This window comes from Paludibacter sp. 221, assembly GCF_010501035.1.
Lineage (GTDB): Bacteria > Bacteroidota > Bacteroidia > Bacteroidales > Paludibacteraceae > QVMH01.
Window position 1 is genome coordinate 76535 of sequence record NZ_QVMH01000002.1, and the last position, 21445, is coordinate 97979.

Here is a 21445-nt window from a genome sequence, read left to right on the forward strand (position 1 = left end):
ATATGAATATATTAAAGAATCAAGAATCAAGAGCCAAGACAAAAGATAGAACAAACAGCAACACCGTAATTATCTCCGTCAAGCGGCTTTCAACCCGCTTGACGGAGATAATGGAAGAGATACCCTTTGTTCAGCGTAGCGTCTCGCTATTGTCGCTGATAGGAGGATAAAATATATAACCAGGCGGAGCTTGGCTTTTAATAGCAGCGTAGCGGGACGCTACGCTGAACAAAGGCGTAAAACGGGTGAGAGGAAAAAGGAATCGAACAAAGTAGTGTACCTACGGCACGCTTGTAATGAGGTGGCTTACACTGTTACCAAACTTAAATCCCTACGGGATATTTTAAAAATAGGAATGATGGATAACAAATGTAGGGGCGAAAAATCTTTCGCCCGATAAGAAAGAAGAAAGCATTATCCGTAAAGCGGACTCGAAGCCGCTATACGGGACGGGAATAAGACCAAACACTTGTAACTCGTAACTATTAACTTGTAACTAAATAATAATTAATAACTAACATTTAATAATTAGAATTATGAACAGACAACGTTTTTCAAAGATTTTCGTAATCTTATTTACAATGCTATTTGTAGCATTAAATGGCATTATTGCCCAAGTAACAATAGGGGCAGATAAAGAACCAGAAAGTTTCTCCGTTTTGGAGATTGTGGGTAATAAAAGTGGACTTCGTTTGCCTCAACTGACAACAACACAAAGAGATGATATGACGAATAGTAATGAGTTTAAAACTTTGGCTGATACGCAGGCCAGAGGGCTTATGATTTACAATTTGGATATAGACTGTATGGAAACATGGAATGGTATAATGTGGCTTTCAAGCTGTGGGGATGCGTTGGCTTCTTCTGTCAATTCCAGTTTTAATATCAAGACCCACCCCGATGAGTTTACGAATATCGCATTATCCAACAACTCTGCTATAACGCTGGAAGTGGAAGCGGAAGACCCTGATGATGAAAGCGCGGTATTTAGCTATCAATGGTATAAACAAACTTTCGAGCAACAAATACAGAATAGCAAGGGGACAAAAATTAATGGAGCTAATAACTCTACGCTATTAGTTGATATAGATAGGAATGTACGTAGTAATACCAGCTATTATTGTGTGGTTTCAAGGGGTTCGGAACAATTAAAAAGTAAGTCGGGGCGGGTTTTAATTGGTGGTTGCGGAGCCTATTTAGGTGCTAACTCTACAGGGTGGAGAGAGTTTCAGTGTCATAATATGGGGGCGAATGTAAATTCGGATCCTTTTACTCCGTCTTCAGCTATTCATGGAGCAAAATATCAATGGGGCACTGCTTTTTTTGCATATAATAGTGAAACAGATCAGGCTGATTGGGGAGCGGCTTCGTCGTGGACTTATCCTGTAACTACTTCGACTTGGACAAGCAACCCATGTACGGCTCAAGGAAATGGCTGGAAAATGATGACGAGAACGGAAGCGGAGGCACTTATTACAAATAATAAAATTAGCTATATAGGGAATGACTGGTCGTACAATAATGGGAATTTTTCTACAGGTACTTATATAGGCGAGTATCTTTTCTTTCCGGCATCAGGAACACGAAATTGGAGTAATGGTCTTCCTTTTTATCGCGGGGGTGTTGCTGGCATATTTACTACCGATACTCAGAGTGGTGACCAAGGAAGAATGTGGCATCTTTGGGTTGGTAAAGATAATATAAAGTTGAATACAGGTTATAAATCGTGGGGTATGACTATTCGCTGCTTGAAATAAGACCTTTGATAAAAAGTCTTACAGGATTCAATACATATAATCCTGTAAGGCTTTTATATGTTTTACTTTTCGGGGATGTTCAAGCTTATTGTGCGGTTGCTGCTGTTATAGCTTCCTAAAATGCCCAGTCCTCCCTTTACATTGCTGTAAATTTGTATCGGCTCGGAGAATAAACCTCCAAAGTCGCTTGATGCTTCTGCCTCACTGCGTGTTTTCAGATATAAATAGTAATCGCGTGAGATGCTTTGCAGTTTGGCCGTAAGTTCGATACGGATAAGTTCCTCCTCCTCTTCTTCGGGGTCGGAATATGGGTTGTAATACATACCATCAGGGTTGGGTTGCTGTTTGCTTTCGTAATAAGAGTAGTAATTAATCGGTATTCTTAGCGAAAAATCTTTTCCATCGTACAGGTCGTCGGCAAATTCGTTATAAGGCTCTATACCTCCTTCGAAATCGAGTAAATCCATTTGGCTGCCTGCCAACGCATCTTTTACATAAAAATAAGCCGGACGAGTTTGTATAGTGCCACCCGAATAGTATTCAGTTATGTTAAGTACCAGCCGATAGTAGTTTTGTATGCCTCCGGGGTCCGAAAATTTCAGGTTTACATCTACAAAGCAGTTGTGATTAATTCCTATCGTATCATACTTGTTGTTTGTAATATACATAAGCGAGGCCGATTTGTTTACCCTGTAGTTGCCGGCTTCCACACTTGTCAAGGAGATTTTTTCTTTTATGTCTGTTGAGGTTTCTATCTGTTCGTAGCCACTGCTCAGTACTTTTATTTTTATTTTTTCTCCCGGAGTTGGGGTGTTATTTCCTTGATAGTAACCATCGGTGGTATAGCGTAATACTTCTTCCGAACCGTTCTCGTATAATATGCTTACCTCAGCGTTTTCTATGTTTTTGAACTGACTGCTTGGGGTGGTAAAGAAATGACTTTCGGACAGATGCACCTTGATGAGCGAATCGGGCGTGAGGAATCCGTTTACTACCAGCATAGGCTCAGTTATTTTTCCTTTGAACTCAATCTCCTGTTCGCATGCGGTAAACAGGCCGCATCCGATAAATAGTGTTATTGCTGTAATTATTATATGTTTTGTTTTCATAATAAGTAGTTGCGAGTTACGAGTTACAAGTTTCATTATCTGATAATTGAGTATGAAATGTATAGGATTGATTTTTTGTAAACAATTCGGTTTTTAGAATTTGAAAGTATAGCTTATAGATGGTATAATAGGAAAAATGGTTATTTGTTTCAGTACTTTGTATTCTATCATTTCATAAGTCCAATAATCTCCTTCGGGCACATATATGGCAGGCCCTTCCGTCTGTTTCGTCCATTGTGTTATCATGAACGGGTTCATCTGGTTATATGCATTGTATATGCTTATATTCCATGTGCGCACTCCACGCTTTTTCTGCTTGTGGAAGTTTATGCCTAAATCCAGCCTGTGGTAGTTGGGGTAACGGTAGTTGTTTCGTTGCTCAATGTGGCTTATGCTTCCTGTACTGCGCCATGGGGAAGCATCGGGTACGGGATAGGCGTAATAATTTTGCAATCCGAGCGTACCGCAGTTGCCTGTGCTGAATACCCATGTTCCGGATATGTCTATCTTGTCGTTGAACTTGTGCGATACAACTACGCTGAGGTCGTGTCTGCGGTCGTACTTGGCGGGAAACTTCAACCCGTTGTTCAATTCCTGACCGGGTCGGTCGAACAGGCGTTCCGATTTCGACCATGTGTAACCCACCCATCCGGTGGTTTTTCCGATGGTTTTTTGTGCCAGCAGTTCTACTCCATACGACCATCCTTGCCCCATGCTTACTTTATCTTCCCAGCCCGAATTGTTGCCAAGGAATGTAGCCCCATCTTTGTATTCGAGCAGATTGCTCATCGACTTGTAATAACCTTCGATTGATAAATCGCATATGTCAAGCAGGTTGTAGAAGAATCCGGCCGAAAACTGGTGCGACTTCATCGGTTCGATGCGCTTGGTTACAGGCACCCACAGGTCGGTCGGCAGGCTTATATTGTTGTTCGACAGCAGGTGAATATACTGGTTCATATAGGCGTATCCCCCTTTGAACGACAGTTTGTCGCTAAGTAGCACACGCATGCTAAGGCGGGGCTGCAACGACTGGTAAAACTCTTTTTGTACATAGAAGTTGGAGTAATGCAGCCCTACGTTGGCTTTTATTATATTACCGATGCTTATGTTGTCTTCGATGTAAAAAGCGCTTTCGTGGGCACGAATATTGTTATCTCCCATTGCCGTATCCAGTTTTTGTTCGTATCCGAAATCATTTTCCTGAATTTTGGCCGATGTCACTCCCGGTTTAAAATTGTGGTTGAAATAGCTTGCTCCGAATTTTATGTCGTGGTTGGGGTTGGGAGTATAATCAAAGTCTACCTTTGCCGAGATGTCTTCTATACCCGATTTGTATTTCATGGTTATGTCGTACGAGTAAGTGTTGTGAGGGTCGTTGTCCAAAATCCCTTTATCTTCCATGCCGATATCCATATTGAACCGGTAGCGTGTGAATGCTCCGGTTACGTTCATAAACAGTTTGTTGTTTATAATATGGTTCCAGCGCAAGGCTGTTATTAAGTTGCCCCAGTCCCAGTCGGTTTTCATCGTAGTGCTTCCGTAGTATGCGTCATCTTCCTTTATGTTGGCATATATGGCATCGTCGCCCATGTAGAAACTAAGGTAGAGGCGGTCTTTGTCCGAAAACTTGTGGCTTACCTTTGCATTTAAATCATAGAAATAGTACCCGGCACGCAGTTTTTCCATACCTTCATTTCCTTCCATATTAGATATGATTTTCAGCAATGGTTGTGCTATAATGTCGAAATAAGTTCTTCGGGCTGAAATGTTGAATGTTGTTTTTTCGTTGAACAGCGGCCCTTCCAGATTTAGTTTTGACGATATAAGCCCGACCGAAACCGTACCTTTTAGTTTTTTGTTGTTGCCGTCGTTCATGCTGATATCCAGTACCGACGATAACCGTCCTCCGAAACGTGCGGGAAATCCGCCTTTGTACAGCGTAACGTTTTTTATGGCATCGGCATTGAATACCGAGAAGAAACCGCCCATGTGGTTTACATTGTACACGGGTATGCCGTCGAGCAGAAATAAATTCTCGTCGGGTCCTCCTCCGCGCACATAAAATCCGGCCGAGCCTTCGGTTCCCGCCTGTACTCCGGGCAGTAATTGCAGGGCTTTTATCACATCAGTTTCGCCAAAAAGCGTGGGCACTGTTTTTATTTGCGATATGGGTATGGTTACCGCACTCATCTGCGAGCCCATCACACCAAGTTCCTGCCGGTTGGCTACCACGGTAACTTCTTTAAGTACGTTGTGTTCTTCAAGTGCAATGTTGATGGTGGTGTCTTTGCTTAGGTTGAATGATATAAGTACAGGCTCGTATCCTACGTATGAATATCTGAGTTGCACGTCGCCCTTTGGTATGGTAAGTGAATAGAATCCGTATGTGTTGCTGACCATGCCTTTAGCCGAATTGTTTTCGAATACGGATGCGCTTATGAGTGTTTCGCTTGTTTTGGCATCGGTAATGTAACCGCTGATGGTATAGCTTTGTGAAAAAATAATGACCGGAAAAAGAAAAATAAGAAAGAAGCTTAAATAAGTTTTTCTCATGTTTGTATTAAGAAGGGTTGTTTTTTTGAGAATTTTTGCAAAAGTAAATAAGTTTTTATTATAACAGGGAAACGTTAATTTTATTTTGCAGACAGTAGGAATAATTGTTTTTTATACCTTGTTGAAACCATGTGTTTAAAAAATAAAATAAAAAAGAGAACTCTTTTGTTAAAAAATTCTCTTTCGTACTATAGAAATCAGTCAGGTTTTCAGTTATTTTATATTGTATAATATCTCGTCCAGCATGAGTGGTATTTCGTCCGGTTCGATGCCGTTTGCTTTCAGGTGTTGGATATCTCCATTAAATGTATCCAGAAATAAAACCCAGTTGTTCTGTTGCAGGGCAAGGCTTTTTACGTAGTATTCAAGTGCTTCTTTTCTCTTACGCCGGCTCCATGCTACGTGTCCTGCGTTCAGATAATCATGTGCAATAGGAGCATCTGCCACCAAAATTTTTTGTGCGTAATAATCAGCTTGTTTCAGATTGCCCGATGCAAATGATGCCCATGCAATAGCCCGCTGAATTTTAATATCATCTTCATTCTCAGTGTCGAGCTTGAAGTAAAGATTAAGCGCTTCTTTATATTTACCCATTTGCATGTATGAATTGGCAATGCGCATCTGTGTAGGCAAGCTGCCCGGATTGAGAAAATCGGCGTGCTGGTAAAACTCCAACGCTTTTTCATGATTGCCTGCAAGGCGATAGCACAATGCAATTTTTTTTATAGTCCAGAGGTCGTCGGGCTGAATGATGTCTGCTTTCAGGTAAGCGTTCAAGGCATCGTTCAAGTGCGAGGTCTTTTGATAGGCATATCCTATTTTCTGGTACAGAGATGCACTCGGTTCCGATTCGTTCAGCAGTTCGTTGAAAAGTTCTAACGCCTGTGGGTATAGTTTTTTTGAGAAATAATACTCTGCTATCCCTGTTTTGAAATTATCATTGGCCGAGAGAATGTCGAATAATGAAGTACGGTGAATAAGGAGCGATGAATTGAACATATCCTCGAAATCGTCTCTTTGCGGATATAGTTTGAAAAAACGGAATATATCCTGAATGTATTGCTTTGATATGTTTTTCGATGCAACATCGGGCGACAGCATGGCTTCGTCTTTCTTCATTTCGTCAATCTGCTCCGACTCTACCTTCAGCGAACTTTTCATCATTTCGCGCTGTGCTTCGGGCATCTGCAAGATGCTCAGGCAGAAAGAATATAGGTCTGAGTCGCACATTATCTGGCTTCCTACAAAGGTAGCAAGAACGTTTCTCTGTTCGTTTTGGAACAAGCGGTTTACTGCCGAATGAGTGGGGTCGAACGGTAAAAACCAGTTGGAAAACTCATTGAAGAAAGGGAAGTTTTTCAGCATCGAGAATGTACTCATATACACGTCGGCTCCTTCCATTTGCATCTCGCTCAGCTCTTGCAGTTTGTCAGTCACTCCGCTATCTTCCAGTATTTCCTGCCATTGCGGGTTGGTTTCTTCCCAGTCGTCGGAGTTTAAAAGATTTTCTATATCTTTATCATTCTTTAGTTTAGGGCTTATCTTGGCTATCTCGGGCAATATCTCTTCCTGTAGCTTTTTCGATATTTTTTCGGTTTCGGTAGTTGCTATAATCTGGGTTATGATATTCCGGAAATTTTCCAACGTATGCTCGTTGTCGGCAAGCAGTACCAACCTGTTACGCACCATAGGAAAATATGGGATAAACTGATTGTATTTTGTTAGTATAAAGCATAACCCCACCAAGGCGCGTTGCTTCACCTGCGGGTTTTCAGACTCGCAGCAGTCAAATAAGAGCATCAGTTTTTCTTCGTCGAACATCCGCCACAGATTCAGGGTAAGCCCCGATACAATCAGGCTTTTTTCCAACAGCCCATCGTATTCTTTATCCATAATGTGGGCAAACAGGTTTTTCTCTTCGTCTTTGTAGGTGGTAGTGAGCCAGTAAATGCCAAATATCTCAGGCAGCAAACTTTCGTAAATTCCTTTAAGACGGTCTATTTCTTGCCTGTGCGATGCTTCGTCTTGCGATATTAATGTTGTTTGAGCATGGGTTTCCTGCAATGTGCTTAATAACTGTTTGAGATTCCTGTATTTTTGCTCGTGAGGGAAGTAGCGTTTCTTTGTGTATTCGTAATTTGATGAATTTTGAATGTATAAGTTTTCCCGTATCTCTTCGGTGAGCAGAAAAAGTTTAGCTATCAGTTTGTTGTATATCGTAATGCGTTCGGGGTCGTCTACACCGTCCACATAATACTGCAGCATATAGCGGTAGTTTTGTTGCAAGTTATCGAAACGTTCGTGCAGTCCCCAGTTTTGCAAATGCTCATTAAGCATTTGTATATTATCAAACGCCTGTTTGAGTTTCCCCAGTAAGAGTAACCGGAGTATCAACTGGTATGATTTTTTTATTTGTGCTATGTCCATACAATGCAGATGAATAAAGTCCTTTACCGAAACAAACAAATAAATTTTCGATTTGTTTTCGACAGGCTCTAAATGAATGTCTTTTTTCTCCGGGAGTTTATTGCACAGAAAATATGCCAATGTTGAGTAATATGCCAAATTGGCAAGTTACGGAATAAATCTGCAAGTATGTGGATGGATATATCTGTCAGGGATGAATGTGGAAAGTGAGTAGTAGATAGCGGGTAGTGAACAGCAAATAACCCGTCAACGACCGATGCCTGTAGAGTGCAGGATTTTTCCTTTATTACTCGCTAATGACTTGTAACTCGTAACCGTCCGAGAAGGACAAGGTAACTTGTAACTGAATATCATCCCATTTTGCTTATTTTACGCAACTTTTCTTCGTCTATGATTTTTAGTTTACGTCCGTCCATTGCGATAATGTGTTCATTTACAAAGCTGGATAGGGTGCGTATTGCGTTCGAGGTTGTCATGTTCGACAGGTTTGCCAAGTCCTCGCGCGAAAGGTATATATTGATAGTGGCACCATCTTCCTCCATACCGTAGCTTTTGCTCAGAAAAAGCAAGGATTCGGCCAGTCTGCCACGTATGTGTTTTTGGGTAAGGTTAACGGTTCTTGAGTCGGAATCGCCTAAATCTGCAGCCAGTTCTTCCAGAAAGCGGAAGCAAAACGCGTTGTTGTGGCGCAGTATCGAAATAAAGACATCTCCTTTTAGCATATAAACAGCGGCAGGCTCAAAAGCTGCCACGTTGGTGTTGTACGTTCCGTTGGCTATCATGGCACGGTAGCCAAATGGCTCGCCCGGTTTCAACATTCTTATGATTTGAGTGCGGCTGCCTACACCTTCTTTGTATACTTTTGCTTTGCCGTTGGCAAGTACCATCATGTGGGTTGGGGTATCTCCCTCGTAGTGGATTACCTCGTTTTTTTTGTAGTACTGTACTGTCGAGTTATTTTTTACAAACCTTCTTTCATCAGGGGTAAGTACATCCCAACCGGTAAAAACTTCTTCGATTGGTTTTAAGTCTGTATATAACTTTTTCACCATAAGAATTTGCTAAAAAATGTCTTATAACAATGTTTTATAGCACAAATTTACTGTTTTTTGTTGATAAACAAGATAAAAATAAAAGAAAATAACAAATAACGTTTTTTTATACATAAATTTTTCAAACCGAATCGTAAATCCGGTTTTGAAAGGGTTGTCGGCAGACAAAAACAATGTAAGTGAGTATGGGAGTTAAAAAGTTTTTATTAAGTATAAAAATTATTGTACATTTGACCCCGTTTAAGAAATGGGGCTATGAAAAGAGTAATATTATTTTTCCTCTTGCTTATCAGTGTGTTGTCTTTGCACTCCCAACCTCTTCCTTTTAGTGACAACGCAGTGGTTAGTTTAATTACCTGTTCGCCAGGAAAAGAGGTTTATGCGCGTTTTGGGCATACGGCTATTCGTATTAACGATCCGGCTACCAATAACGATGTTGTTTTTAACTACGGGATATTCGATTTTAATACAAAGAATTTTTATCTCAAGTTTATAAAAGGGGAAACCGATTATAAACTGGGTGCGTATGATTTCGATAGTTTTCTTCCCGAATATGAAAACAGAAATTCAGCGGTATGGGAGCAAGTTTTAAATCTTAATCAGTCGGAAAAGGAAAAACTGATCCGGTTGTTGCTGATAAACTACGAACCCGAAAACAGGATATACCGTTATAATTTTGTTTTTGACAACTGTTCAACCCGCCCTCGCGACAAAATCATTGAGGCTATTGATGGATATTTGGCATATAAGCTACCTGAGCCGGATGAAACTTTTCGCGAGTTAATAGATAAGTATATTAGCGACGATGCATGGCTTAAATTGGGAATTGATATAATTTTTGGCGATGAAGCTGACAGGAAAGCTACCCGTAGAGAAAGCATGTTCCTTCCCGAAATCTTAATGTCAGAATTTCAGGGGGCTGATATCTGCCCGATTCAGGGAAGTCGGGAGCGTCATCCTTTAGTATCGCAATATAATATACTGGTAGATAAGAAACCGGAGGAAAATAAAAGTTTATCCTTTTTATTCCAACCTTTTAGTGTTTTTACTTTTTTACTTCTTCTATGTGTTCTTTTCTGTTTCAAAAACAGGAGATACCATCGTACACTCAAAGTATTTGATACGGTTTTGTTTTCTTTGGCGGGCTTGGTAGGGTGTGTTATTTTCTTTTTGTCGTTTATTTCAGTTCACCCCCTTGTTAGTAGCAATTTTAATATACTATGGCTTAACCCGTTGCTTATTTTTGCGGCTGTTATGCAATGGTTCAAGACATTGAGGTTTGCAACATTTTGTTTACAGTTGCTTAATTCGGTATTGCTGTTGATAGCGTTGATTTTGTTGATACCTTCATTTCATTATGTCAATATCTCATATTTACCCATCATATTGTTGTTGCTCGTGCGCACGTTGAATTATTTGATTGTAAGGCTGAAAAGAGGAATAAAGGTGGGTAAAACTAAAATCAAATACTCCTTTAAGCGTCATTAAAACTACGCATGATATCATATATAGTAAAAAATCACCGATGATTATCTTATCACCGGTGATTTTTTTATTTCAGTTTAAGCCTTATTATTTCTTATCTTCTTTTCCGAAGGCAGCTTCTACTTCTCTCTTCTTTGCGTCGTGGTCTTTTTTGTTATAACCTTCCACTTCGTCAACCAGTTTTTGTGTTTCTTCCAGAAATTCGGCTTCACACGGGGTACATGTTTCTTTCTTGTCTTTCATATCAGTTTTTTAAATTAAAATGTTAATGCTTTAGATTGTTTACTTATATAACATTTAGATACTGAATTTGTTCTGAAAGAAACATGTGAAGTTATATGATTTTGCTTAAGTCGTACGGAGTTTCCTGATATACAAAATAATTCAGCCAGTTTGTAAACAACAGGTTGGCATGGCTTCTCCATCTTACAAGCGGCTTGTTGTCCGGATTATTATCTACATAATAGTTTCTGGGTATTTCTATCGGCAACCCTTTTTGTAAATCACGCTTATATTCCGTATCCAACGTGTAAGGTGAATATTCAGAATGTCCGGTGACATAAAACTCACGCCCGTTGCGTGCCATAGCCATATACATGCCTGAATCGGGCGATTCGGAAAGTAGCGTCAGCGATGGATTTTTTCGTATATCTTCGCTGCGTATTTCGGTATGACGGCTATGAGGTACATAAAAAATATCGTCGAACCCCCTGAATATAGGGTTTAGTGGCTCTAATACGTTATGCTCAAAAACCCCGAACATTTTTTTGTCGAGCTGATATTTAGGAATGCCATAATGGTAATATAATCCGGCTTGTGCAGCCCAGCAGATATAAAAAGTAGAAGTCACATGCGTACGTGTCCAGTCGAAAATGGTCTTCAATTCTTCCCAATATGTCACTTCCTCAAAATCAAGCTGTTCTACAGGAGCGCCCGTAATAATCATACCATCATAATTGCTCTTTTTTATCTCGTCGAATGTTTTGTAAAACATCAGCATGTGCTCGATAGGAGTATTTTTTGACGTGTGCGTTTCCATTTGCAGAAAATCTATTTCGATTTGCAAAGGAGAGTTTGACAACAGCCGGATTAAGTCCGTTTCGGTTGTTATCTTTAGTGGCATCAGGTTTAGTATTACCAGCTTTAGCGGACGGATATCCTGAATTGATGCCCGCTCCGAATCCATCACGAAAATATTTTCTTCCCGCAGAGTTTCTACCGCAGGTAATTTTTTAGGTATGTTTACTGGCATATTATGTAATTGTCAATTATTAATGTTTAATTATTATTCTTTTTGTACGCCAAGACCCTATGACGCTAAGTTTCTCTTTCAGGCCGCTTTATAGATTAGTAAGTACTTTTACCTTTCTCCTTTTTACTTTTCCCTTAATAATACTTCCGGTAAAGATTCCAATAGTCGCTGCTACCGATAAATGCGGCGAGGAAACCATTTAGCTTTTCAAGCAAATCAGTCGATTCCTTATTTACCGCCCAGCTATAAGGCTGCGATAAGCTAACAGGTATCGACGCGTCGATATTAGAATATTCTTTCGTTAGTTTACGCGATAATTGTTCATGGCAAATAGTGTTCCGTATTTTTCCTTCGGCCACCAGTGCAACCAACTGTTCGGCAGTCAGGTTTTCCAGTTCAACAATATAAATCGTATCTGCTATCTCTTTGGATAAATGCGTTAACCGCATTTTGTGCGGAGAATTGGTCTGGATGTAAATACTATCTCCTGCCAGCTCGTACTGGTGGTTTATCCGTATTTCTTTTCCTTTGTTGAACGACCGTTGCACTAACATTTGCCGCGATGTAAGAAGAGGTATTGAAAACAGTACCGTGTCTATCCATTCGGTTGTTGTGGGGATGAATCGTGCAATTAAATCGTATTTTCCCTTGTTAAGCAGGTCTATGCTCAATGCTAAGTCGTTGGCGGTCGAAATTTTTAGCTCCACGCCAAGCGTGTCGGCAAATATCTTTAAAATTTCGTATTGGAATCCTGAATTTTGCCCCTCACCTATGTTGATGCCCATACTGCTGTTTTCGGATACGATATGGAGTTTGCCCGATTCGATTATCTCATCTAAACTGCGGACATGCGTTGTATCTCCGGCACTTCTTAGAAGTACAGCCAACAAAATGAATCCTATGAACAGGATGCCCGCAATTATATATGTTTTTCTCCCGGATTTCATCGTATGGCAAAGTAAGTTCTGACGTAGCAATAAGGTTTTATTCTCTTTTTTCTAATTATAGAAATTCCATGAAATACCAATCCTGAATACGGCAGGGTTGATAGGGTAGTTGGGCATGGAGAAATAAGGGCCTTTCATAAATAGCTTATTGAAGTGATAATATTTAAGGAAGAACCGCACTTGCTTAAGATGAAAATTCAGATAAGCATTCATTACCGGATAATTTCCTATTTTCATTTTGTCTTGTAGTGTGAATTGTCCCGTAGCAGGCATATAGTCGGGTGCATAGTAAGCCGTATGGTAGCGTACATCTGCTCCGAACTGTACATTCAGTACATCAAACCATTGGTCCAGATAGTATAAATTGTGATACAACGTGAGCGCGGGCAGGGGTAGCAGGTCGGGGTTGGAGCTTACCTGATACACCACGTTGTTCTCGAGATGTATTTTCCCCAGTCTGAAATTTTGTTTCAGATTAGCCGAAAGCAATTGTATGTGCCCTCCAAACTGTTTAGGCATCGCGTCCTTGTCGAAATAAATATAGCCGTTCAGGTTTTCCAGCGATACATTCAGGTTGAAAGCACGCGTGGGTATGGAGAACGTTCCACCTACCTGTGTGCGGTAAATATGGTCGAAATTATTGTTCCACCTGAAATGGTTTGAGCTATATTGCTCCAGAAAAAATGAAGGACTTTCGTTTCGCATGAATCCCTTTGCTATAAGGGCTATGCTGTCGTTCCACAACCGGAAAAAACCTCCCAGCGTACCTTCGATATTAAAATCGCCGATTTGCGGTCCGAGTATATCAAATTCGGCATTTATGTTATATCTGAAACGGGCTCCCCGTTGTTTCGACAGTACTCCACCTATCTTCGTACGGTTGCGGTTGGCATGTTGCACTACCCCCGAATCTACCGTTAAGGTGTACCGTTCCATGTCGTTTTGGATATATGCTGATAGCCCGAACTGCATCCACTTGTTAAACTCCTCCTCGATGCTCACGGCAAATGTATTGGATATGGTTTGCAGTGCGGCAGTATCCTGGGTTAAGGTGCTTGAATAATAGGTGTTCAGATAAAAAGAGGTGTCGGGCGACTGCTCCAGATAACGTTTCCTCTCGTCACTTAGCTTCAATACATGAGTAAAGCGGGTGACCGGAACAAATTCGGTACGGACTGAATCCTCAGAAACCTCAATATCGCGGGTAAATCCCAAGCTGTAATTGTGGTTATATACAAAAGCATTGTACCGGTAGGCTGAGTAGCCGTTTATCCTCACAGGTATGTTTTTGGCATCGTTCAGTTCAGGTTTATGTATATCGTCGGGGTTTGTTATCCCGCCATTTTCGTAGTTGTTCAAGCTGTTGATGATGATAGCTCCCGAAGCACTATAGCGGTCGCCGTCGTAACTGCCGAACAGATTGCCCGACAAGCGTTTGGTAGCTTGCGATTCATATTCTCCTATAGCACGTGTAAAGTCGAGCTTGCCTCCGAAATTGAGCCTTTTATTGGCGTTGGCGGTAAAGAGGAGTTTTACATTATCCTCGTCGCGGAAGTTTGCAAACATCCCTCCCAGATACTCCAGATTGCTGTAAGGCGTTTTAGTGTTGTAATACGTCACGTTTTCGGGGCGTACCACATATGGATAATATGCATCGGCAAAAACAAAGCGTGAACTTGCCGGACGAGAAAAGTATAGCTTGGATTGGATAGGCGACCCCATATTGCCGTTGTACGAATTGGCTATGCTGAAACGGTCTATCGGGTTTGCATCCTGAAAGTTGACATGTGCGGTATCTACAGGTATAGTATCGGCCACAGCAATAGGTGAAACGATATTCCACGTTTTTACATAACGGTTCTTACCTACTGCATGGGCTGCAATGGAAACCAACAGAAAACTGAAAAATAAAAGAAGTGTTTTTTTCAACTTTAGTTTGAAATACTGTTCTTTATTCAAAAAAAAGAAACCGACGGCAAAGATACGAAAATATATTTCATAGAAAGAACTTAAAAGCCGTTAAACCCTGTTACAAAACCATTAAGTGCATCGTATTTATTTGTCGGTGTTTTATTACGCATATAACCCCCTCCTAACCTCCCCGAAGGGGGGGAGGCTTTAAATATGTATGTAGGGGCGAAAAATCTTTTGCCCTAAGTAAGAACGAAGAAAACAAAAGTATAACCCGCAAAGCGGACTTAAAGCCGCTATACGGGACGGGATAATTAGTCCGGTTTGCGCAGATATTTATCTGTGCGTTGCTCGTAAGAGCAAACGATTTGGATATTATGACTGCTTTTTCAAAGCAGGACACGGATTACAAGTCCGCGCCAGCAGAGGAACAAGTTCGAACGGTAATCCGATGCTATTCTAACTGCGGATTTAAAATTCGCAGTTAATGGCTTTCGGATTGCAAATCCGAAAGGACTAAAGAAAGGTTAGTTTTAACTTAGGTTTGCAGCCTGCCAAGTTTACTGTTGCAAACTAACCCAAGGCGACGCTTCGCTCGCCATTGGGCTGAATTAAAACGGGCTTACAGCCTGAAAATGAATCGTTTTCTTTTTAAGTCGATGACATTGGCGGGATGCTACGCCGAACAAAGTTTGCCAACAAAAAAAGTGATTTATAAAAACCTTATTTTTAAATAATAACCTTAGTAATAATTATATTCTGACAACAAAAACCTTATTAGCTTATTTTATCAAGTTATATATTGATTGCTTTTCAAGCAGGACACGGGCTTGGTTTCCGCTATGTCGGAATATTCCACCTGCGGCAGCAATGAAGAAAGTAAAATAGAGTGCAAAATGGTTATTTATGCATTTTTCAATCATTTGATGGAATATTTATAAATTATATTTGCATATATGATAAAATATGCAGAAAAAGTAGTATTTTTGCATCTTCATTCAAATAAATATTCATTTTTATGAAAAATAAGCGGAAAAGATTGCAGATTATATCCGAAATTTTGAAGTCGAATGTAGTTAGCAGTCAGGATGATTTGTTGAGTTTGCTTGCAAAGCAGGATTGCGAGGTTACGCAGGCAACCCTTTCGCGCGATTTGAAACAGTTGAAAGTAGCAAAAACACCGCTTGCCAACGGAACATATAAATATATTTTGCCGCCTGTAAACCAGCCTGTGGTAGAGGGGGGAACTTCCAATTTTTTTTCGGGGGGAACGATTTTGAGTGTGGAGTTTTCAGGTCAGCTTGCTGTAATTAAAACAAAGCCTGGTTATGCCAGCGCCATTGCATGGGATATCGACAACGAGGCTAAATACGAGGTACTGGGAACCATCGCCGGAGACGATACCATTCTTCTTATTCCCCGCGAGGGAATATCGCGGCAGAAGATAATGGAGATACTTAACCTCACTTTTAAGGACGATAAGTAGTTACCACTAATATTGAGGAAAAAGGTAAAAGTGTAAAGTACATTGTAATCTTGAATTTGTAATAATATAAAGGGATATCCCTTTTTTTTAATATTGTATATTAATTTAGAAATGAACATAGAGACTGCCGTTGATAATATAACTGTACAAGTGGCGGACGAGAAACACTTGAAATACGTTGATATCATATTGGACACGATAGCTGCGGCTGCCAAGATAAGGGGAACGGGTATAGCACGCCGCTCACCCGAATATGTTGCCCGCAAAATGGAAGAAGGAAAGGCTATCATAGCCCTTGCGGGTGATGAGTTTGCAGGTTTTTGCTATATCGAAACGTGGGGCAACAAGCAGTTTGTGGCAAACTCAGGTTTGATAGTGGTAGATAAATTCAGGGCACACGGATTGGCAAAACGGATTAAGCGAACGGCTTTTGAACTGTCGCGCAGCCGTTATCCCGATGCCAAGATTTTTGGGCTTACAACAGGGTTGGCGGTAATGAGGATAAATTCCGAACTGGGCTATAAGCCTGTCACGTTTTCCGAACTCACTGATGATGAGGCATTCTGGAAAGGGTGCGAAAGTTGTGTGAACTATGATATATTGCAACGCACCGGACGTAAAATGTGCCTGTGCACCGGAATGCTTTACGACCCTAAAAAGTAGGAAAAAACCGGTGCAGGACAGCAACCAACTGAAAAATAATAAAATAAAATATTGAAAAATGAAAGAAAAAGTAGTTTTGGCGTTTAGCGGAGGTTTGGATACATCGTTTTGCGCAAAATATCTGGCCGAAGAAAAAGGATATGAAGTGTATACCGCTGTGGCAAATACAGGAGGCTTCGGGGCAGAGGAGTTGAAATCAATCGAAGAAAGGGCTTACAAGCTGGGGGCTGTAAAGCATGTAGCTATTGATGTTACAAAGGAGTATTACGAAAAAAGCATAAAATACATGGTTTTCGGTAATGTGCTTCGTAACGGTACTTATCCCATATCGGTTAGCTCGGAACGTATTTTTCAGGCAATGGCTATTATCCGCTATGCGAAAGAAATTGGAGCAGATTATGTGGCTCATGGCAGCACGGGTGCCGGTAACGACCAGGTGCGTTTCGACCTCACCTTTGATGTGCTTGCTCCTGATATTAAGGTGCTGACTCCTACTCGCGATATGATACTTACCCGCGAATATGAAATAGACTACCTGAAACGTCACGGCTACGAGGCAGATTTCAAAAAAATGGAATATTCTATCAACAAAGGATTGTGGGGTACAAGTATAGGCGGTAAGGAAACGCTGAAATCGGAACAAACATTGCCCGAAGAAGCATATCCGAGCCAGGTAGAAAAAACAGGAGAAGAAACCGTTACGATTGAGTTCGAGCAAGGTGAGATTTGTGCGGTGAACGGAAAGAAAAGCAAAGATAAAATAGAACTGATAAACGTGCTGGAGCAAATAGCGTCGAAATACGGTATCGGGCGCGATATGCACATTGGCGATACTATTATCGGTATCAAAGGGCGTGTAGGATTTGAGGCCGCTGCGCCGCTACTGATAATCAATGCGCACAAAATGCTGGAAAAACATACACTTACCAAATGGCAGCAATACTGGAAAGACCAGTTGGGCAACTGGTACGGAATGTTCCTGCACGAAGCGCAATATCTTGAGCCTGTGATGCGCGACATTGAGCAGTTCCTCGAAAGCTCACAACAAAACGTTACAGGAACGGTGTCGGTTAATCTACGTCCTTACAGCTATACGCTGGTGGGAGTTGACAGCCCGTTCGACCTGATGAAGACTGATTTTGGCGAGTATGGTGAAATTAACCGTGCATGGAGTTCGGACGATGTGAAAGGATTTACCAAGATACTGGGCAACCAGATGAAAATATACTACAACGTTCAGAAACGTAATGGTAAAGAGATAGATTAAACACGAAACTTTTTCATAGCTCATAACATTAAGATTGAAAAACACACGTAAGCCTAAAAGAATCTTCGGGAAAAGAAACCGGAGATTCTTTTTTTTGATATTGATAAAATAAGTCGTTTCTTAATGAAAATAACTACTTTTGTTTCTTTATTTCAGATATTTTGAAGCAATATATTTTACTACTCCTTGTTTCTTTGTTGCCTGTGTCTGTGGCTTTTGCACAGGCTGTTGAAACTGTTGATGTCCGTTTGCAGGCCGATAGCGTGATTGAGCGTAGTTATGATATTCAGGAGATAACTGTGGAGCAGAGCAGGAAAGGGGCAAAAATAACAGGCATATCTTCGGGGAAAATAACTCTGCATACCGATGGGGTTAAGTCGCTGCCATCCATACTGGGCAATGTAGACATGCTTAAAGTGCTGGAGCTGACACCCGGAGTACAAACTACAGGCGAAGGAAAATCCAATATTCACATACGGGGAGGCGACCCGGGGCAAACCCTGCTTTTGTACGACAACGTGCCCATTTACTCGCCGGGGCACTTGCTCAATATATTTCCATTGTTCAATTCAGACCATCTTTCGGCGGTAGAACTGGTGAAGGGTGGTGTCGATTCAAAATACAGCAACCTGCTTTCGGGCACGATAAAATCGCTCCCCAAAGAACAAGTTCCACAGAAAAACTCAATACGGGGTAATGTAGGTTTGATTTCGGCTCAGGCAACTGCCGATATTAAGTTTAATGACAAATATGGCATGTACCTGTCGGGGCGTAAAACTTACCTGAACCTGCTTTTGCAGCCTTTTTTGGATGCAACTTTCAACAGGAGTGTAGAAAATAAGATAGAAGATCTCAAATATGATTTTGATGATGTGAATTTAACTTTCGTAGGCAGGTTGTCGGCAAAAAACAAGTTGGTTGTAAACGCTTTCTTTGGACGTGATAAACTACGGCTTATCGAAGATAATATTAATATGAACGGTTTGCTTAATTGGAGCAACCTGCTTGTTTCGGCAAAACTTGAAACACGTTTCAATGATGAGTTAAGGCTGGAACAACAGCTTTTTTATACGGGCTTTAAAAATGACTTTTCCGTTTCGGTATCAGAAATGAGCATTAAGACTTTTTCTGAAATTCAGCGTATAGCTTATCAGGGTAGCATGAATTATAGTTTATGGAGTGTCCCTTTTGCAACAGGGGTAAAGTATCAATACAATGAGTTGTACCCGCAGGATTTTGAAACCCTCACCTCCGATTTTGCATTTCCCGATATATCGTTCGGCAGGAATGACGCACATAATATAACTGCTTTCCTTTCAGCCCGCCTCAATCTGATTCCCCGTTTGACATTAGAGCCGGGGTTGCAATATAATTTTTTTGTTTCGCGGATTGATAAACTTGCTACCCAAAAAGACTTTCACCATGTCGATTTCAGGCTTTTCGGCAAGTATAATATTAATGATGAGCAATTCCTGCGAGGTACGTTGAGCCATAATAGCCAACATGTTATAAAGTTATTCCCTTCCAATTCGGGTTTGCCAACGGATTTTTGGGTTGCAGCTTCGAGCGAGATTAAACCTCAGTATAGCAATGAGTTTTCACTGGGTTATTATCGTACTCTCTCAGATGGGATGTTCGAGTTTTCGGCAGATGTCTATTTTCGGACTATGAAAAATCTGGTAGAGTATAACCAGAATTTTATTGAAGTAGATAATGAAATGTTTAGCCGGCGGGTTTTTACAGGCAATGGTAAGGCGTATGGGGTGGAGTTTATGGTGAAGAAAAACTATGGTAAGTTTACCGGATGGCTGTCGTACTCGCTGGGACGTTCGGAGCGTAAGTTTGCAGATATTGACGACGGGCAGGTTTTTCCTGCCAAGCACGACCGCACACACGACCTGTCTTTTGCCGGAACGTATGTGTTTAATGATAAATGGGATGTATCACTCATCCACGTTCTGGCTACGGGAAATGCCTATACGTCGCCTACTTCGTGGTATTTTGTAAATAACATGCCTGTGAAGGAGTATGGCAAATACAATAATGCCCGTCTTCCGGTTTATAACCGTACTGACGTGGGATTGAATTACTGGTTTAAAAAAGATAATGGAATCAATATATCCATTTATGATGTATTTGCTGTTCACAATCCTATGTATGTAAGTTTGCAGGTGAAGCAGGTGGAAGGAACAAACGATGTGAAAGTACTGATGAAGAAGCGGACACTCTTTACTATTATCCCTTCGATAAGTTGGAAATTTAAATTTTAAGCAGTTATAAGTCATTGTCAGGTGCAGGCACAGTGAGAGAGTATTGAAAACAAAATATAAACAGTGTCCGATAAGGACTCTAAAAAAAGTAAGAAAATTGAAAAAGGCATTAGTAATAATAGATATTCAGAATGATATAACAAAAAACTACAAGGATATCATTGATAATATAAATCAATCTATCGGTTGGGCGGTTGATAATGGTATTCATGTGGTATATATAAGGCACGAAAATTTATCGGACGGTACAAGGACTTTTAAACCCAATACACGTGGGGTTGAGTTAGTTCCGGATTTGAAAATAGTATCAGAAAACATTTTCACCAAATACAAAGGAAACGCGTTAAGCAGTGAGGAGTTCGCCGATTTTGTTGATGCGAACGGAATAGATGAATTTTACATAACAGGCGCAGACGCAATTGCTTGTGTCAAATCCACCTGTTACAACTTGTGCAAAGCAAATTACAGTGTTAATGTCTTATCAGATTGCATTACCAGTTATGATAAGAGGAAGATTGACGAAATGCTTCGTTATTACGAAAGTAAAGGCAGTAAAATAATTAGCCTGAACGACCTGTTATGACAACAGAGAATAATGTAAGGTATTTTGAAAATCGGGAAGATTGGCGGAAGTGGCTGGCTGACAATTTTGAGACTGCCGATGAAGTTTGGTTTGTGTTTCCTCAGAAGTCGGCAGGCAAAAAAAGTATTGCGTACAACGATGCTGTAGAAGAAGCTCTTTGTTTCGAGTGGATTGACAGTACGATAAAGCCGCTTGACGATGAACAACGGATTCAGCGTTTCACGCCCCGAAAGCCTAAAAACACATACTCGCAAGCCAACAAAGAAAGGCTTAAATGGTTGTTAGAGAATAAGAAGATACATCCTAAATTTGAGGATAAAATACGAGATGTATTGTCCGAGCCTTTTGTTTTTCCGGCTGATATAATCGGCAGATTGAAAGAAGATGAAACGGTATGGAAAAACTATCAGCATTTTTCCGACGCATATAAACGTATCCGGATTGCATACATTGAGGCTGCGAGAAAACGACCGCAGGAATTTGAAAAACGATTGAATAACTTTATCAATAAAACGAAAGAGAATAAATTAATAACAGGCTTTGGTGGAATTGAAAAATACTATTAGTCCGGATTATTATAGGGTAAGCACATCAAAACATGCAGATTTACTATTTTATTCTTTCGTAGCCGTAGCTAATTTTTCCGCCTCAGCTGGTGAGCGTTAAGAAATTCAGCGTAA

At 40.7% G+C, this 21445-nt stretch carries 17 protein-coding genes; 9 read left to right on the forward strand and 8 right to left on the reverse strand.

The genetic code is table 11. The features are described 5' to 3' along the window. The first annotated feature begins 2 nt into the window (after positions 1-2). Entirely contained in the window at positions 3-170 is a 168-nt protein-coding gene (locus D0T49_RS00855; RefSeq protein ID WP_163628700.1) for a hypothetical protein, read from the forward strand. Between the two features lie 366 nt (positions 171-536). Continuing rightward, the gene (locus tag D0T49_RS00860; RefSeq protein ID WP_163628701.1) at positions 537-1757 is read left to right on the forward strand and encodes a hypothetical protein; all 1221 of its coding nucleotides are present in this window, start codon (positions 537-539) and stop codon (positions 1755-1757) included. A gap of 62 nt (positions 1758-1819) precedes the next feature. Here the strand turns inward: D0T49_RS00860 and D0T49_RS00865 are convergent, their stop codons facing one another. From D0T49_RS00865 to D0T49_RS00880, 4 genes are all read right to left on the reverse strand, one after another. Next, positions 1820-2866 carry a DUF4249 domain-containing protein gene (locus D0T49_RS00865; protein ID WP_163628702.1) on the reverse strand — a complete coding sequence of 349 codons (1047 nt, stop codon included), beginning with the start codon at positions 2864-2866 and terminating at the stop codon, positions 1820-1822. A gap of 93 nt (positions 2867-2959) precedes the next feature. Continuing rightward, positions 2960-5422, reverse strand: coding sequence for a TonB-dependent receptor (locus D0T49_RS00870; RefSeq protein ID WP_163628703.1), 2463 nt, complete (start codon positions 5420-5422; stop codon positions 2960-2962). A gap of 213 nt (positions 5423-5635) precedes the next feature. Next, the gene (locus tag D0T49_RS00875) at positions 5636-7987 is read right to left on the reverse strand and encodes a lipopolysaccharide assembly protein LapB (protein WP_163628704.1); all 2352 of its coding nucleotides are present in this window, start codon (positions 7985-7987) and stop codon (positions 5636-5638) included. A 212-nt stretch (positions 7988-8199) separates the two neighbouring features. Then, positions 8200-8901, reverse strand: coding sequence for a Crp/Fnr family transcriptional regulator (locus D0T49_RS00880; protein WP_163628705.1), 702 nt, complete (start codon positions 8899-8901; stop codon positions 8200-8202). Between the two features lie 255 nt (positions 8902-9156). Between D0T49_RS00880 and D0T49_RS00885 the strand changes: the two genes are divergently transcribed. Beyond that, on the forward strand, positions 9157-10389 hold the full coding sequence (locus D0T49_RS00885; RefSeq protein WP_163628706.1) for a DUF4105 domain-containing protein: 1233 nt from the start codon (positions 9157-9159) through the stop codon (positions 10387-10389). 84 nt (positions 10390-10473) lie between these two features. On the opposite strand, the gene D0T49_RS12925 is transcribed toward D0T49_RS00885, so the two are convergent. The 4 genes from D0T49_RS12925 to D0T49_RS00900 all read right to left on the reverse strand — a co-directional run bounded on the left by D0T49_RS12925 (position 10474) and on the right by D0T49_RS00900 (position 14514). Beyond that, positions 10474-10629: a hypothetical protein gene (locus D0T49_RS12925; protein ID WP_203583398.1), complete on the reverse strand. Its 156-nt coding sequence runs from the start codon at positions 10627-10629 to the stop codon at positions 10474-10476. A 91-nt stretch (positions 10630-10720) separates the two neighbouring features. Then, complete coding sequence (gene metA / locus D0T49_RS00890) at positions 10721-11638, reverse strand: homoserine O-succinyltransferase (RefSeq protein ID WP_163628707.1); 918 nt, start codon at positions 11636-11638, stop codon at positions 10721-10723. 134 nt (positions 11639-11772) lie between these two features. Further along, positions 11773-12585, reverse strand: coding sequence for a transporter substrate-binding domain-containing protein (locus D0T49_RS00895; RefSeq protein ID WP_163628708.1), 813 nt, complete (start codon positions 12583-12585; stop codon positions 11773-11775). A 51-nt stretch (positions 12586-12636) separates the two neighbouring features. After that, positions 12637-14514: a putative porin gene (locus tag D0T49_RS00900; protein WP_163628709.1), complete on the reverse strand. Its 1878-nt coding sequence runs from the start codon at positions 14512-14514 to the stop codon at positions 12637-12639. Positions 14515-15514: 1000 nt separating this feature from the next. On the opposite strand from D0T49_RS00900, the gene D0T49_RS00905 reads away from it, so the two are divergent. The 6 genes from D0T49_RS00905 (at position 15515) to D0T49_RS00930 (ending at position 21331) form a co-directional block, all read left to right on the forward strand. After that, positions 15515-15982, forward strand: a complete 468-nt coding sequence (locus D0T49_RS00905; RefSeq protein WP_163628710.1) for an arginine repressor — start codon at positions 15515-15517, stop codon at positions 15980-15982. Positions 15983-16093: 111 nt separating this feature from the next. Then, positions 16094-16645, forward strand: a complete 552-nt coding sequence (locus tag D0T49_RS00910) for a GNAT family N-acetyltransferase (RefSeq protein ID WP_163628711.1) — start codon at positions 16094-16096, stop codon at positions 16643-16645. A gap of 58 nt (positions 16646-16703) precedes the next feature. Next, positions 16704-17912: an argininosuccinate synthase gene (gene argG, locus D0T49_RS00915; RefSeq protein ID WP_163628712.1), complete on the forward strand. Its 1209-nt coding sequence runs from the start codon at positions 16704-16706 to the stop codon at positions 17910-17912. Positions 17913-18073: 161 nt separating this feature from the next. After that, positions 18074-20182 (forward strand): TonB-dependent siderophore receptor, encoded by a 2109-nt coding sequence (locus tag D0T49_RS00920; protein WP_163628713.1) that lies wholly within the window; start codon positions 18074-18076, stop codon positions 20180-20182. 97 nt (positions 20183-20279) lie between these two features. Then, the gene (locus D0T49_RS00925; RefSeq protein ID WP_163628714.1) at positions 20280-20765 is read left to right on the forward strand and encodes a cysteine hydrolase family protein; all 486 of its coding nucleotides are present in this window, start codon (positions 20280-20282) and stop codon (positions 20763-20765) included. Further along, entirely contained in the window at positions 20762-21331 is a 570-nt protein-coding gene (locus D0T49_RS00930; protein WP_163628715.1) for a YdeI family protein, read from the forward strand. The genes D0T49_RS00925 and D0T49_RS00930 overlap by 4 nt, the downstream gene beginning before the upstream one ends. Positions 21332-21445: the final 114 nt, after the last annotated feature.

Coding starts and splice junctions, on each gene's coding strand:
- D0T49_RS00855 (WP_163628700.1), top strand. CDS start 3: ATGAATATATTAAAGAATCAAGAATCAAGAGCCAAGACAAAAGATAGA.
- D0T49_RS00860 (WP_163628701.1), top strand. CDS start 537: ATGAACAGACAACGTTTTTCAAAGATTTTCGTAATCTTATTTACAATG.
- D0T49_RS00865 (WP_163628702.1), bottom strand. CDS start 2,866: ATGAAAACAAAACATATAATAATTACAGCAATAACACTATTTATCGGA.
- D0T49_RS00870 (WP_163628703.1), bottom strand. CDS start 5,422: ATGAGAAAAACTTATTTAAGCTTCTTTCTTATTTTTCTTTTTCCGGTC.
- D0T49_RS00880 (WP_163628705.1), bottom strand. CDS start 8,901: ATGGTGAAAAAGTTATATACAGACTTAAAACCAATCGAAGAAGTTTTT.
- D0T49_RS00885 (WP_163628706.1), top strand. CDS start 9,157: ATGAAAAGAGTAATATTATTTTTCCTCTTGCTTATCAGTGTGTTGTCT.
- D0T49_RS12925 (WP_203583398.1), bottom strand. CDS start 10,629: ATGAAAGACAAGAAAGAAACATGTACCCCGTGTGAAGCCGAATTTCTG.
- metA (WP_163628707.1), bottom strand. CDS start 11,638: ATGCCAGTAAACATACCTAAAAAATTACCTGCGGTAGAAACTCTGCGG.
- D0T49_RS00895 (WP_163628708.1), bottom strand. CDS start 12,585: ATGAAATCCGGGAGAAAAACATATATAATTGCGGGCATCCTGTTCATA.
- D0T49_RS00905 (WP_163628710.1), top strand. CDS start 15,515: ATGAAAAATAAGCGGAAAAGATTGCAGATTATATCCGAAATTTTGAAG.
- D0T49_RS00910 (WP_163628711.1), top strand. CDS start 16,094: ATGAACATAGAGACTGCCGTTGATAATATAACTGTACAAGTGGCGGAC.
- argG (WP_163628712.1), top strand. CDS start 16,704: ATGAAAGAAAAAGTAGTTTTGGCGTTTAGCGGAGGTTTGGATACATCG.
- D0T49_RS00930 (WP_163628715.1), top strand. CDS start 20,762: ATGACAACAGAGAATAATGTAAGGTATTTTGAAAATCGGGAAGATTGG.